We start from the raw sequence: 15800 nt of genomic DNA, 5'->3' as shown, positions 1-15800 counted from the left end.
GAAGGAGTTAAGAAATAGTAGGTTTTTTCATATAAAGAGGTGCAATACGTTTCATATTTTGTATAACAACATATTGTACAAAAGAATCATAGTCTCTGTTAGAATCAAGTATATAGCGAGCTTTAAATCTAGAAATATCTAGATCACCATAAATGAGAAGATTATCGAATGTTTTTGATTCAAAATCTTCGTTTTTAACAACTTCAATTATAGCTCATTTTTCATATTTCACAAACAAATCTCGCTTTGAGCTTGGGAATACTAAAGGATATAAATCTCAGTAAAGATCAAAAATAGAAATAGGTGTCAGAGTAATATGTGGATACATAAAAGAAATTGTATTAATTACGAGACTAATGGTACGTATTCAAGTAAAACTTCCAGGTCCATTAACACATAATATTTCTTGTACATCACGAAATTCTATATTTTTAGAATTTAAAAAAGTAGATATTATACTAAGAGACTTAGAGCTTTCGTTTCAGGCCATGGAGAATCTCTCACTGTGAATTAACTTTCTGTCGTTGCTATAAATAGCAATATATCAAGATGAAGAAACTCAATCAAAAAATAAAATCATAGCTTATGTGTTATAAAGTAAGATACTTGTAGGAAAAACGATGTATATATCAAGAACCAGATTGTAAAAGCTTAGATTTTTTTTATACTTTTGCAATATATTAAGAACATTATCTATGTCATTTGAGATTCTCAAACCCCATACTCAATATACACAAGCTGGATCATACTTCTCAAAACTGCTTGTTTATAAAAATACACTTGAAACACAGTGATCTTTTTTGCAAATAATTCCAAGCTTTGATATTTCAAAAAAATATGAAGTACTTGCCCAAGATTTGGGTATAAGCTACAAAGAACTTGAAAGTGCTGAAGATATCATAGCGTGTTCTCAGCGTATTTGAAGTACACTCTTTTGGATATCAATTGATGATGTAAAGAAAGAAGTTCATCAAAAATTATTCGACTCACAAATAACACTTCAAACTTGAAAATCCTACCCACAATTAAGTCTTATGGAAGGATTACAAGAGATATGATATGACTATCACGAATATGAAAAACAGTGAAGTTATCTCAGACAATGAGATATTATTAAGATTTTTCAAATTTGAGGACAAGTAACTCTTTTAAATTATTGGGGAGATGAAATTGAGAGTATTGTAGTGGATTGAAATAAGGTTGAGCAAGTATATATTTCTTCTCTAGAAAATATATTTAAAATACCAGATCAAATTTGAAAAAAAACAATTAAAAATCCTATTTTATCAGATATATTAGTACAAGATGAAATTTTCCTTGTACTTGATTGATGTGAATTTCACCCACTTTTTGAAAAACTTACTCACAAAAAATATCAATTCGCATCTATTAGTCTCCTAGCATCACTCGAACAAAAGAAAACAAAACTGTGAATTTGAGATATATCTATACAAAATGTAGAAGAATTTCAAAACTATATAGAGCAAAATCCTTGATCTATCTCCATATATTCGAGATATACAAAAATGATAGAAGAATATCTCAAAGATAATTCTCTTTCTGTTGCTGAAGTAGTAGCTATAAAACATACTGGATTCTCAAGTTTTGAAAAGATTTCAGCTCAAAAAAATAATAATAGAAGTTATATATCTGACGATATTATTCAAAAAATATTTATCAGAAAAAGACTTAAAAAGAAGCTCTCAGCAGATATAGACTTATTGCTCAAAATACAAAAATGAGATTTTGTCGTACATATTGACCATTGAATTTGAGTATTTAACGGAATTATTAAAAAAGTACTCTGAGAAATACAAAAAGAATACTTAGAAATTCAATACAAAGATCAAGATAAACTATTTGTTCCAATCACTGAGGTTCATAGACTCAGTAAATATGTCTGAAAAGAGAATCCAAGTATTACTCCTCTCAGTGGAAAAGTGTGGGAACGAAAAATGAAAAAAATACACGAAGATATACGAGAAATAGCAGAGGAACTCCTTAAAAATTTTGCTGAGCGTAAATTTCGTAGCTGAAATCAAAATATATTAAACCAAGATAAGATTGAAGCTTTTCAAAGTGAATTTCCCTATACCTATACTCCTGACCAAGCAAATGCAATTGATGACATTTTTTCTGATATGCAGAGTACTAAAAATATGGATCGACTCATCGTTGGTGATGTGTGATTTGGAAAGACTGAAATAGCATTTAATGCTGCAATTCTCGCACTCCAAAATCGCAAACAGGTAGTTCTTATTTCTCCCCTCGTCGTTCTGGCTCATGAACATTACAACAAAGCAATAGAAAGATTTAAAAATACTCCTTATACTGTAGAAGTTCTTACTCGACTTCAGAGTCAAGCTCATGCAACTCAAGTTTTAAAATGACTTCAATCAGGAAGTATCGATATGGTAATAGGAACTCACAGGCTACTTTGAGATAAACTGAAGTGGAAAAAACTTGGGCTAATGATTGTGGATGAAGAACATAAGTTTGGGGTGGTAGATAAAGAGAAAATAAAAAATATTAAATCAGATATCGATATTCTCTCACTCTCAGCGACTCCAATACCCAGAAGTTTGAATCTTGCTCTTTCTTGAGTCAGAGATATATCACTCCTCAAAACACCACCAAAGGGGAGAAAGAGTATAGAAACATTTGTAACTCGATACAATGAAAAGATTATAAAAGATGCCTGAGAACAAGAGTTTAAAAGATGATGACAAATATTTTTTGTCCATAATAGAGTTTCTAATATTGAAGTGTATAAAAAACAACTTGAAGCTCTCTTCCCAAAAAGAAAAGTTATAATTACACATGGACAACTTCCGTGAGACGAACTGGAAGATCGAATCCTAGATTTTAAAAATAAAAAATACGATATTTTATTGTCTACTACGGTAATAGAAAATGGAATAGATTTCTCAAATGTAAATACAATATTTATCAATGAATGTCAGAGTTTTTGAATCTCTCAAATACACCAGCTTCGAGGGAGAGTATGACGATCTGATGCACAATGATACTGTTATCTCCTGTATCATAAAGATTCTATCGATGGAGAAGCTGCAAAACGTATTAAAACTATTGTCGACTATAGTTATCTCTGAGCATGATTTGAATTGGCTATGAAGGACCTTGAAATACGATGAGGATGAGATATACTGTGAGTGAAACAAAGTGGACAAGCGCAAGAGATTTGAGTGTCTTTATTCCTTAAAATGCTTGAAGAAAAGATAGAAGACATTAAAAACGAAGCCGAAAATACGATTAAAAAAGTGAAAAACTGTCAAATAGACTTAATGTTGTCTGCCTGAATACATGACAACTTCTTTCTCTCAGAAACAGATAAATTGCATTTTTACAGAGAAATAGAACAAATAGAAGACATAGATGATTTAGAGTATTTAAAACAAAGTTTTTTCCAGAATAATGAGGATTGAGTCGTAGATACACAAACTGAAAATTTATTTATTCTATTAGAGACACAAGTATTAGCGAGAGAATATTGTATCGAAAATATAAAAAGAGTATGAATTAATTATCAAATCGATTTCCAAAGCACATGAAACCTCACTGCTATGAAGAAATTTCTCAACAGAGATACTGCTGTAAAATTTCAAGTCACTGACGCAACAAGACTCAGAAGCCCAACAAAACTTTTTGAAAATGATAAAATATTTATAGAATATGTTCTGCGACTTTTGCAGTGAAAAACTCTCGAAGAGAGAAAAAAGATTCGACTCAAAAGATAGCTCAAACTATTTTACTAAACAAAATGTTATGAAAAAAATATGAATCATACTCGGGCTCTTGCTTATAGCATGACTCGCAAGTTGTAGTACAGCAGATAATGCTGATACTACGAATACTGGAGCATTGAACAATGATACTACTTTAGAAACTAACTCTTGATCAGATATGGCTGAATTGACATGAAGCGTCGTACTCGACACAAACCACGCACTTGCTGGTAAAACACTTATTTTTGAAGTTGAAATGGTATCAATTACTAAATCAGGTTCAGGAGCTACAGCAGACGTTGTAGAATCATGAGATACTGTGGATGTACACTATAAAGGAACTCTCAAAGAAGATGGTTCAATGTTTGATAGCTCATATGACAGAGGAGAAACTCTTTCATTTACAGTTTGAGAATGACAAATGATATCAGGTTTTGATTCTGGAGTGGTTGGAATGAAACAAGGAGAAAAGAAAACTCTTGAACTTGCTCCAGCAGATGCTTACGGTGAATTTGATGAAGAACGAAAACAAGTTGTTCCTAAATCAGATCTTGCAAGCTTTGTAGCAGCTGGTTACGAACTTGAAGTTGGAGAGAAACTCCCTACTCAATTTGGAGAATTTGAAATTATTGAAATACTTCCAGAAGGAGCTACAGGAGCTACTGATACAAGTGCTCAATAATATCTCACTTCACATAATACAATAAAAGCCCTTCTCATATAGAGAAGGGCTTTTATATACGTTTCAATTTAATTACTATAAAATATGGTGGTATTAATTAGAATCAAGACAACAAAAAAACCCTACTCTTTCGAGTAGGGTTTTTTGAAACATTACTTTAAAGTAATCTTATCAAGAATAATACTAGTTATTTCTAACGTATTGTCCAAGAAGAAGAGTAGTTTGAAGTTTTGTACTAGTAGATCCATTACCATTAACAGAGTAAGTTACTCCATCTTTAGCAAGTCTGTATGTAGCATTAACAGTAGTTTCAAGTCGGTAAACTTCATTGTTAGTACCGATTGAATCACCATTAGGAGTTGATACATTAGGATCATCTATAGCAACAGTATAAGTTCAAGCAGTAGCAATTGCAACAGTACCAACTTGAGTACCATTACCATTAAATACAACAAGATCTCAACCAGTACCTGTAACAGAAGATACTTCTATCTTAAGTTGTGTTAATTCAGCTTGTACAGCGTTTCCATTATCAGAAGTGTTCATTCCACCTTCTACAACAAGTCGTAGTTCAGAAGTTTGATCATTTGTACTGAAAGTAGAAACAACAGCAGGAGTAACAACAGCTCTAACTATAGAAAGTTGTCTAGAGTTAGTAACAGCAGAAGAAACATCAGAAATAGTTTTTCCTGATTGTTGACCTTCTAAGTCAGCAAGAGTTACTCTAGTAACAGTAAGATTGTTTTGTTCTTTCCCTACAAAGTCTTCACCGATTGTAGCAGTGTTTAATTGTAGAGCAAGTTCACTAGTTGTTCTAGGAATAACTAGGTTAGCAACATCAGTAAATCTGATTTCGTTTTGAGTAATTTCAGAATTTCTGTTAGTAGCAATAGCAACACCATCAAGAAGAAGTGTAGCGTTTACAACTGATTTATTTAAATCAGCAGTAGCATTAGAAATATCAAAAGTTACTTCTTGAACTTCAACAGCTTCGTTGTCAGCTCTAACATCGTATGAAACGATTACTTTAGAGTTTCCAGCAAGAGCTAATTTATCAAATTCGTTATCAGCGTTAGCTGGGTCAAATGCAAGAGTTTGAATAGTTCCAGCATTAGTAACAGCAACGTCTCTTCCAGAGTTTAATGGAAGATTAGAAACAATAACATCATCATTTTCATCATCTTCTATAGAGATAGAAGTAAGAGAAGTAAGATAGTTACTTTTATTTACAGCGTCAACTGAATCAACAAATGAAACAGTTACTACAAATTTTTGAGTAGCGTTAGCAGCAATCATAACATCTCAACCAGTAAATGATCTAAATGTTACAGCACCGTTCGTACCAATTTGAGATTCGCTATCTAGTAGGTTACCAGTAGCTTCTGAACCTTTATATAATTTAACATTAGAAACTTCTTGTCTAGAAACAGCACTAGTACCAGTACCAGTTACTTGAACAGTTAATTGATCAACTGTAATAGCAGAAACTTCTTCAGCTTCTAGTTCAAATTCAAGTACTCTAACATCAGTAGCACCTCGAACAACAGTAGTGTCAGAAAGAGGAATAGCTGAAATTTTAGCACCTGATTCAGATCCATCAATAGAATTGAAAGATAGAGTAGAAGGAGTAATATCAGTTACTCTTTCATCGTCAGCAGTTTCATTAACTCTAACATTAGCAACAACGTCTACTGACATATCAATAGAAGAAGCATCAAAGTTTCTAATATCTTTTGCAGTATCAGCTCTAATAGACCAAGTTGAAACTCCAGCAGGAATTACAGCATCGATATTGTTATCAGAGTAGAGAGCAGTAGAATCATTACCTGAAAGAACAGCTTTAGTAGGATTAGCATCTAATGTATAAGAAGAACCTGTTTCTTCATTAAATAGTTCAACATCAGTAAGAAGTTCAGTAACAGTAAGAGTACCAGTAAGAGAACCAGTTGCCGTAGCACCTAGAGCAGATAAACCACCATTATCAAGTGAAATATCAACACCAAAATCAGCTAATTCAAGAGCTTGACTAGATAGGTTAGTAACTCGGATTGAACCAAGAACTACGTTATCTTTATCTTCTCTCACTTCATCAAAATCAGCGTCGATTTCAACAAAAGTAAGTTCACCAGCTTGAATAGTGATTTCATTAAGTTCACCAAAAGTATCAACTGCAGTTATATTAGAAGTAGCACCGAAACCAAATTTAGTAGAATCAGCTCGTACGTCAAGTCTTTCATCTATTCTAAATCTAATAACATCAGCAGCTCCGTCTACAACGTCAGCTCGAACAATGAAATCTTCATTTTTATCTTCTTGGATTCTAAGTCCACCGTCGATATTGAATGTAAGGTAATCACCACTCATCATTTCTTGAGTAGCTATAACTTTACCACCCATAAGAAGTTCAAAATTCATAAGATCATCTTCTGCGTCTCCATCAGCTTCAAAAGTGATAGATTGTAGAATAATATCTTCATCAGAAGCACCTTCGATTTCAAATTCAAAGATATCAGCGTTATCTTCTCCTAAGTTAGGATTAGAAACTGAACCTCCATTTTTAATAGTAATTAAAGGAGCATCGATTGAACCTACAGTAAATTTATTACTTGTAAGGTTACCAGTAAGTTCTAAATCAGTAGAGTTAGACTTAACATCTACTAAAGTAAGAAAGAATTGGTCATTAGCTGCACGAACTACAGATGCAACATCAACAACAGCGTACATAGTAACTGTTTCACCAGCCATAACTACAAGTCCACCGTTTGAAAGGTTGATTTGAGCAGTAGTGTCGTTATCTTGATTATCTGATCGAGCGTTTGAAACTCTTCCAGCATCTGTAAAGATAGCAATTTGTTCAATAGTATCTTGATCAGAAAGTCCTGATCTTCTAATAGATACTTGATTGATAGTTACATCATCAGCTCCAGCAGTTACATCATATGCAACAACTCTAAGACCAGCAACTCCACCAGGAATAGTAGCAGCAGCAGGAGTCATAGGAGAAAGAGTAATCTCTAATTCACCGTTAACAGTAGGAGTAGTTGGAGTAGTAGGTTCAGTTGGATCAACTGGATCTACAGTAGTGTCATCTTCACATGTACCAAGAATAGCACAAAGAAGATCATCTTCTACAACAACTTCTTCATCAGCATCGATTGCGTTAGCAGCCCATACGAATAGTTGTCCTCTAGTTACTGCAGTATCATAATCAGTAAATGCTTCAGTAGCAATACCCATATTAACAGCAGAATTTACATAACCAACTCTAAAGTCAGCGTTTTCTTCTCTTTCAAGGTCTCTTCCTTGAAATACCATTTTAAGAGCTTCAATCTTAGAAAGAAGTCTATCTGGAGAGAAAGAAGGGTTAGCAGCAACTAAACCATTAGCTAGAGCTGTTTCAGCATATTTACATGCCCAGTCAGTAGCAGATAGGTCGTTGAACTTACCTTCACAATTATCAACAACAGCGATAGATGAAATATTCATCATCACCTTAACACCTTCTCTTCTTAGGAGATTATCACCAAGTCTGTATTCCGTAGGATTAGCAGATTGGTCAACAATCACACCGAGAGTTGAAAGCTTATTTGCTGCTTCAACAGAAGTGTAAGCAGCAGAAACTCCAGCAAGAGGTGAAACTATAGAAAAAACTATAGCAAGACCAGCAACAGCTGAAGTAACTTTTTTAGCAAAAGTACTCATAAATGTATACGAGTTACAAAATAAAAACAATGTTCTCACAATGAACGGTTAAAGCCTTAACCCATAGTCGATTTGCGCACAACTAAGGGGAGAAAATATTCTATATCTATAAAATACTCTCTCCCCCCTGTTCTACGGTTTTTCAATACAACTAAAGTCTCGCTCTACTATTTATGTAAAGTTTTTGAAATTTCAAGTCATGTTAAGGACCAATATTTAACGAGATATATAGTAATCTATTTTTGAGTCAATGCAACTATTACACCAGCATTTCACTTATTCTTCACACAAAAAAATTCCGAACTATAGGAATTTTTTTAGCAAGCATTTTAACACTGTTTTAACTTTGAGAAACAGTATCTGCGAGGTTCATAATAGGCTGCATGATAGCGATTGCAATAAATCAAACTACTACTGCGAGGAATACTATAATGAACGGTTCCAGCAATTTATTAAGAGTCGCTGCCATGGTGTCGACCTGTTCATCATAGAAGTCAGCAACCTTAATAATCGTGACATCTAATTTGGCTGATTGTTCCCCTACTTGAATCATTTGCACCATTATATCAGGAAATAGTTTGTCTCATTCAAGTGATTCCCACATCTTCATCCCCTTACGAACATCTTCTAAAAGTAGTAATATTCTTTGTCTATAAACTTCATTTCATACAGCTTCCGATACTATTTTAAGTGACTCAACGACAGAAACTCCAGATGACATCAGACCTGAAAATACTCTGGAAAACTTAGAAAGGGTTACTTTTTTTACTATACTTCAAAAAATAGGTACATGTAGAACAAAAGAATCCCAATTATATTTTCAACTTGGGCTTTTTTTATAAAATGTAATACTGAAATAAACAATAATACAAAAAAGTATCAACAAATACCAATATCATACAAAGAAATCCGAAAGAAATACTAATAATTGTGTTGATGGAGGAAGAGCTGATTTATCCTCAAAAATTTCAAGAAGCTTAGGAACTACCACAATCATCATAACAGCAATAACTCAAAGTACTACTAACATAATCATTGCAGGATATATAAGTGCTCCCTTTAATTTTCATGTTATAGAAGCTACTTTTTCTACTTGATCAGCCAACGAAGTCATAACCTCATTCAATTTTCAGGTTTTTTCTCCTGAACGAATAACTCAGATTTCAGCTTCACTAAAGGAAGATGGGTATACATCTAAACAATCGGAAAGATTTTTTCACTCCTGAAGTCATATTATCATTTCTCAGAGCATCTTTTTAAAAAGTGGATTTTTCTCTTGTTTCTCGAGCACTGAGATTCACTTTATAAGCGTCATACCAGCATTCAACATAGTCGACATAAGTCGATAGAAGATAATTTTATCTTTTGTATGAATTTTCTGGAAAGATGAAACAAACGCATTTAAATTATCCATGAAAGTCATAGAATCTTTTGATTTTTTGTTGTGTGAAGAAAGAGAATCTATATTAAATTCCTTATTTTCCTCTTCTCATAAAATGATAATATCTTCCATGTTCGTGTTTTATATTTAAATTTCGTTTTGTGTTTTAGATGCTTTATAGACTTCTTCAAGAGTAGTTTCTCATTGCAGAGCTTTTATTATACCATCTTGTTCCAATGAAATCATCCCATCTAGTACAGCTTGTCTATTTATATTAAATGCTGATTCTCATTTAAGAATCATATCCTTCACTCATGGAGTAATTTCAAGCATTTCATAGATTCAGACTCTTCATTTATATCAATTATTTTCACAAGCCGGACAACCAACTGCTTTAAAGAATTTTGGTGATTTGAGCGTTTCTTCAGATACTCTGGCCTGTAACTCATCTTTAGGAGTAATAGAAAGTGAATTTTTTATATTTTTCAGCGTAATTTTGTCTATTTCTGAAATACTCATTTCCTGCTTACATTCTGGACACAATTTTTTGATAAGTCTTTGAGCAATAACAATATTGAGTGATGCTGGTATAAGAAATGGCTGTACCCCCATATTGAGTATACGTGTAATAGTCTCAGAAGCATTATTTGTATGGATAGTGGACAATACAAGATGTCATGTCAATGAAGCTTCAATGGCAATATCAACGGTTTCTTTGTCTCGCATCTCTCATACCATGATAATATCTGGGTCTTGTCTTAAGGCTGTTCTCAGACCATTTGCGAAGGTATACCCGATTTGAGGTTTCACCTGACTTTGACTGATACCATCAACTTGATTTTCTACAGGATCCTCAAGTGTCATAATATTTATATCTGGTTTGTTTAAGATAGTAAGAATTGAATACAGCGTTGTGGACTTACCTGAACCTGTTGGTCAACTCGTCAGTATAACTCAGTTTGGAAGATCTATTGCCTTTATAAGGAGTTTCAGGTTCTTTCATTCAATTCATAATTGACCAAGTTCAGGAATCTTTTTAGACTTGTCAACAATTCTCATTACTATCTTTTCTCAATGGACCGTTGGAAGAGTTGATACTCTGAGGTCAAGTGGCTTACTATCAATAGTTTTACTAATTCTCCCATCCTGAGGAACACGAGATTCATCAATTTTGAGTTCTGAGAGTATTTTGAATCTCGCAATGATTCAGGTATGAAGAAACGACTGATATTCTAGAATCTCTCGTAATTCTCAGTCAATTCTGTACCTCAGCCGAACATAAGAACTTAATGGCTCAACATGTATATCAGAAGCATTTCATAAAACTCAAGTAGCAATAATGAGATCACAAATTTTCTGGACGTTATCTCATTTGTACACTAAGTTTTTTAATTCTTCAAGTGATTCTAAATAGTTCATAATTAATTATTGAGTGAAAGTATTGCTATAGTAGATTCGTAACTCGCTTTAATTTTATCAATCTTAGTTTGTAGATTTATAGCTTCTTCATATACCTTATACATATCTGTTGTGGTACTTAATGACTTTTGAAGTACTTGAACTTCGTCTTTCAGCTCTTCTGTAAGTTGATTTAAAGAATTAAGAGTACTGAGGGCTTGGATTTTATCTCAGGTAGTAAATTTTGATGACTGGAGAGAATATTTTTTACTTGCTTGAAGAATATCTTTTGAAAGAGAACTATAAGACTCCCCTAGTGAAACTATGCTAGATTGCATAATATAACTTGGGATACCTGCAACATAGAAATTTATATTGATTCGTGCCGAGTATCTCTGCTCTCATTGTGAGGTCTTCATGAGAGTTATAAGGTCATTATTGCTTTTAATATTTGAAGAATCTGGATATTCAGGAAATTCTATGAGAGATATATCAGCTACTTGATTTTCATATATATTATTTTTTGTTACTCCATTACTACTAGAAACAGAAGATTGTATGAAATTATCATCATATACTTTGAAGGAATCATCATTAATTTCAATTGCTGCAACTTTTTCAAAATAATGGATAAAGTTAGCAACGTCAGATTTTTTTCATGTTACATCTAAAGAAAGCGGTATTTTATAAATATTTTCATCAAGATTATTTTTTTCTTTTTCCTTCGTATTGCTCGTTTTTGTTTCTAATTGTTGGATTTCTCAAACTCAAATTTCTCATTGTGAGTCGATATTAAAGCTATAAATGAGATTTTCAACATGGTTAATAAAATCAAAATCATTGACTTCGGTAACATCTTGTGATTTATTCTTAGCATATACTGGAATAAGTTGTGAAATGAGTTTGTCCTTGGTAATATAATCACTTGAATTTTTTTTGTCATTGAGCTTTATTTTAAGCTCTCAAAGGTATGATATAAAATCACTAGATCAGGTATTGGAAAATACATTATTATAAAAGCTCTCATCAATATTTTTCACTAAATTTTTAGAGAAAGAATCATTTTTCAGAGACTCACTTTGCAGTGATTGTTTCAAATCCGTAAAAGATATACCTTTTTTTTGAAAATTTTTATACGTGGTAGCCGTAATATTTAAATCTTTTTTCATTCATTCTACTGCAATGAATCTAGGAAGAAGGATAAAGCCCCCCACTCATAGAAAGATAATAAGTATGACACTGTTGAGTATCAGTCACTGTATGACTGCGTTTCGCATTCTTTGTGTTTGTTTCATAATTTCTTTTAAAATAATACTGATTCTTTTTTATTGTATTGTAATTGTATCTGAAAACTTGTTTTCTGTGTATAAGGTGGCTCATTTACTTCTTGAGAATTTAATATCTCAGTTTTTTCAATAATACTAAATGGCGAATCACTGGCATTTTCAATATAATTCATAAAACTTGCAGCTCTAGAAATGGAAGTTCATCAACGTTTTGATTGACTAATATTTCCAGAATTTAAACTTACTATTTTTGTATCCCAATCTGATGAATAAGCTTCACAACTCAGACTCATTATATCACCTGCTGATATTTGGATGTTTGTACAGCTAATTTCAGCTTTATCAGTTGGTTCATACTGAAGTTTGATTGCATCAAATGCAGCTAAGATATCCAATGGCTGAGTTCGTTTTTCTGTTTTCTCTAGCAAAAAGAGAACTTTTTTTGAAAAATTGAAATTCTCAATGGCATATGCATCTCATAAAAGGGGTAATATTGTTTTTGATTGGTCAATTTTTAAGGTCTCTACATCATTTTTATATGATATTAATAGTGAACTCACACTGCGGCAGCTATTAATATCTTTATGTACCTCTCATACAATTAATCAGCAAACTTGGTTTAAATATGAATACTCTTTATTTGAGGTATTTTCTTGAACAAATATATAAGAAAATCACAATACAAACATAAAAAAGACAAATATATTTAGTAATATAAGTGACTTAGTAATAATAGAAAGATAATAGAAACTGTCCTTTTTAAAACTTTCGTCTGTATGTTTCACTTCTTCAATAAGATTTTCAGATTGTGAAAATTCATCGAATATATTTTCAGATTCTATTTGATTTTGTTTTTCTTGGCTCATTTGTATAACTAAGAAGTAATATACACTATATTAGCATATAATTACCTAAAGATACAAAATTTAGTTCTTTACATTATTTAAAAAATGTTATTACTTACTTTTATCTAATAAATCTATAAGTTTTTGACTGGATCAGTATCGAATTTTGATATCCTTAGGGAAGGCTTGATAGTATTTTTCTCACCACTTGGTTGAATAAATTCTATCATCTAAAAAAACTATAATTCAAGTATCACTTTTTGTTCGAATCAGCCTTCAAAATCACTGCTTCAACTTCAAAATAGACTTAGGAATAGCATATTCACTGAAACTATCCTTGTATAATTGGCTTCTCGCTTGAAAAATAGGGTCACTTGGAACACTAAAGGGGATTTTATGAATGAGGAGATATTTTAAATCATCTCATGGAATATCGATTCACTCCCAAAAGGTATCTGTTCCCAAAAGAATTGAGTTTTCTGGATTCTTTTTAAAAAAGTCTATTTGCTTATACTTACTACCACTGATAGATTGAGCTAATAAATTTATATTTTCACGTTCAAGTATAATCTTATACTTCGTATAAATCTCTCTGATAACAAAAAAAGCTGTACACAACATAAGGGTTCTTCCTTTTACAACTCTAAAGAAATCAGCAAGAAAATCTATAATTTCAGGTAAATTATTTTTAATACTGCCTAAATCTTGAGGTATATAAACAAGGGCTTGTTTATGATAATCAAAATCTGAGGGAAGTACAAATGTATCAAAATCATCAAGCGATAACACTCATTGAATATATGAAAAATCTTCACTCAACTGCAAGGTTGCACTTGTGAGAATAACACTTTTGAGTGATGACCAGAGTTTCTCTTCTAAAAAATTTCCAGGTTTCAATACAGTAGTATGGAGTTGTAGGCCTCTAGTGTCATCATAACTCATATAATATATAAATTCTGACATATCTCTATTTTCAAAAAATGTTTGAAAAATATCCTTGATATTAAGAAGCTCTTGCATCTCTTGAGATAATTTTTGAGAAATAGATTCATCTAAGCTTTTTATTTCTTTTATGAGTCATTGAATAGAATAAATTATTTTTTTTGCAAGTTCTGATAGATCCTTATGGGCATCAAAAAAATCTTGTTTCAATAACAACATTTTGTACTGGGCTCCTGAACTAAATTTTGAAAATATTTCTCATTCAAAAAAAGAAAACAATTCAGCGCTCTCATACAGGATTTTTTGCTTTACTTCATCTATTTCTAAATCAGAAATCTTATACTTCTGTATTTTTTTCTCAATTTTTTGAAATGATTTCTGAATCAGTTGAAAATTGACAGTTTTCTTAAGCGAACTAGTAACAACATCCTCCAGAACATGTGCTTCATCGATAATAAGATTTTGAACTCATCCAAGAAGCGATCACTCAGAAGCTATATCTTGAAATAAAATATGATTATTTGTAATGATTATATTGGCTGACTTAGCTCTCAAACGCGCTCTGTGAGCAAATTCCTGAAGTTTAAAAGGGTTAGAATCACTTAAAATAAATCCATTTCAAGCATGAATTTCTGATATATGACTAAACTCTTCTCAGTAAAAATCAAGTTCATCCAGTTCTCCAAATTCACTTTTTATACTCCATAATACAATTTTGAGTAAAAACGAGCAATGTGAACTCGATAAAATTCATTGTTGATCTATAAACTCTAGAAGAGAACTTACTCATAAATAATTTCGTTTTCATTTCAGTTTTGTATATGAAAATTCATGAGGAAAGTGTGTTTTAAGAAAGGCTAAATCTTTATAAAAAATCTGATCTTGAAGTGCTTTTGTGCTTGTAGATACGTGAACTTGTTCTCAAAAATTAAGAGAATACTGAAGAGCCGGGAGTAAGTATGCAAAAGTCTTTCAAATTCCCGTTGGAGCCTCTATAAGAGATTTCTTCCCATTACTAAGAGTTTTGTCCACTGTGTCGAGCATAGACTTTTGTGAGTCTCTGAGCTCAAAATTAGGTATTTTCTCAAGAAAATCAGATAAGTTTTCATTTACTTTAGACATAGAAATGTCTTGAATGTCGTGTATATTATTTGATAAATCTTTAATATATTTTTCCACAAATTCTTCAGAACTCAATACGAATTCCGGCTTTTGCAAATAAAGATCTTTTAATATTTTTATTCCTGATTCTCCACATTGGTCCAAAAAATAATAAAGATATTCTCAATACTCATACGAACTTGATTGTAACTTAGCTATTAATTTACGAAAAAGTTCAGCTGTTGCGAGTGTATCATCCAATGCTCTGTGAGCATTTTGAAGTTCGATTCATAAAACTTCACACAAATATCATAAATTTAGTGATTTTTCATCAGAACATAAAAAATTTGCCAAAAAAAATGTATCAATGCTGGGATTTTTAGAAACATTCACTCAATGGCTTTCTAAAAATCAAATATCAAATTGAATATTATGACCAATAATTGGATATCATTCAATAAAGTTTTGAACATCATCAATAATATCTTTAAATTCCGGAGCATTACTAATATCTTCACTAAAGATATTTGTTATTTGTGAGATGAACTCAGGAATTTCTTTTTTAGACTTCACAAAACTCGAAAATCTGTCAACTTCTAAAAATGTTTTTCTATCAATCTTCACACAAGCAATCTCTATAATTTCATCTTCTTTTGCCAATAAACCAGTTGTTTCTAAATCAAGTACTATGAACATTTCAAAATGATAATTATTAAT

General features: G+C 31.9%; 9 protein-coding genes. 2 read left to right on the top strand and 7 right to left on the bottom strand.

The window, feature by feature from the left end:
* Positions 1-7: 7 nt before the first annotated feature.
* Positions 8-580 carry a hypothetical protein gene (locus GW846_04800; GenBank protein NDK10076.1) on the bottom strand — a complete coding sequence of 191 codons (573 nt, stop codon included), beginning with the start codon at positions 578-580 and terminating at the stop codon, positions 8-10.
* Between the two features lie 115 nt (positions 581-695).
* On the opposite strand from GW846_04800, the gene GW846_04795 reads away from it, so the two are divergent.
* Both GW846_04795 and GW846_04790 read left to right on the top strand, forming a co-directional pair.
* Positions 696-3758, top strand: coding sequence for a DEAD/DEAH box helicase (locus tag GW846_04795; GenBank protein NDK10075.1), 3063 nt, complete (start codon positions 696-698; stop codon positions 3756-3758).
* Positions 3694-4428: a hypothetical protein gene (locus tag GW846_04790; protein ID NDK10074.1), complete on the top strand. Its 735-nt coding sequence runs from the start codon at positions 3694-3696 to the stop codon at positions 4426-4428. Before GW846_04795 ends, GW846_04790 begins: the two co-directional genes overlap by 65 nt.
* Positions 4429-4611: 183 nt before the next feature.
* Here GW846_04790 and GW846_04785 read toward each other — a convergent pair whose 3' ends face one another.
* The 6 genes from GW846_04785 to GW846_04760 all read right to left on the bottom strand — a co-directional run bounded on the left by GW846_04785 (position 4612) and on the right by GW846_04760 (position 15779).
* Positions 4612-8130 carry a hypothetical protein gene (locus GW846_04785; GenBank protein ID NDK10073.1) on the bottom strand — a complete coding sequence of 1173 codons (3519 nt, stop codon included), beginning with the start codon at positions 8128-8130 and terminating at the stop codon, positions 4612-4614.
* Between the two features lie 340 nt (positions 8131-8470).
* Entirely contained in the window at positions 8471-9643 is a 1173-nt protein-coding gene (locus GW846_04780) for a type II secretion system F family protein (GenBank protein ID NDK10072.1), read from the bottom strand.
* Between the two features lie 15 nt (positions 9644-9658).
* Positions 9659-10930, bottom strand: coding sequence for a type II/IV secretion system protein (locus GW846_04775; protein ID NDK10071.1), 1272 nt, complete (start codon positions 10928-10930; stop codon positions 9659-9661).
* A 2-nt stretch (positions 10931-10932) separates the two neighbouring features.
* On the bottom strand, positions 10933-12204 hold the full coding sequence (locus tag GW846_04770) for a hypothetical protein (GenBank protein NDK10070.1): 1272 nt from the start codon (positions 12202-12204) through the stop codon (positions 10933-10935).
* An 8-nt stretch (positions 12205-12212) separates the two neighbouring features.
* Positions 12213-13061, bottom strand: coding sequence for a hypothetical protein (locus GW846_04765; GenBank protein NDK10069.1), 849 nt, complete (start codon positions 13059-13061; stop codon positions 12213-12215).
* Positions 13062-13151: 90 nt separating this feature from the next.
* Positions 13152-15779, bottom strand: a complete 2628-nt coding sequence (locus GW846_04760; GenBank protein NDK10068.1) for a DEAD/DEAH box helicase — start codon at positions 15777-15779, stop codon at positions 13152-13154.
* Positions 15780-15800 lie beyond the last annotated feature (21 nt).

The sequence above is a fragment of the Candidatus Gracilibacteria bacterium genome (assembly GCA_010119145.1).
Lineage (GTDB): Bacteria > Patescibacteriota > Gracilibacteria > BD1-5 > UBA6164 > JAACSU01.
The sequence above is the reverse complement of the archived record's forward strand: the minus strand, read 5'-3'. Positions and strand labels throughout refer to the sequence as shown.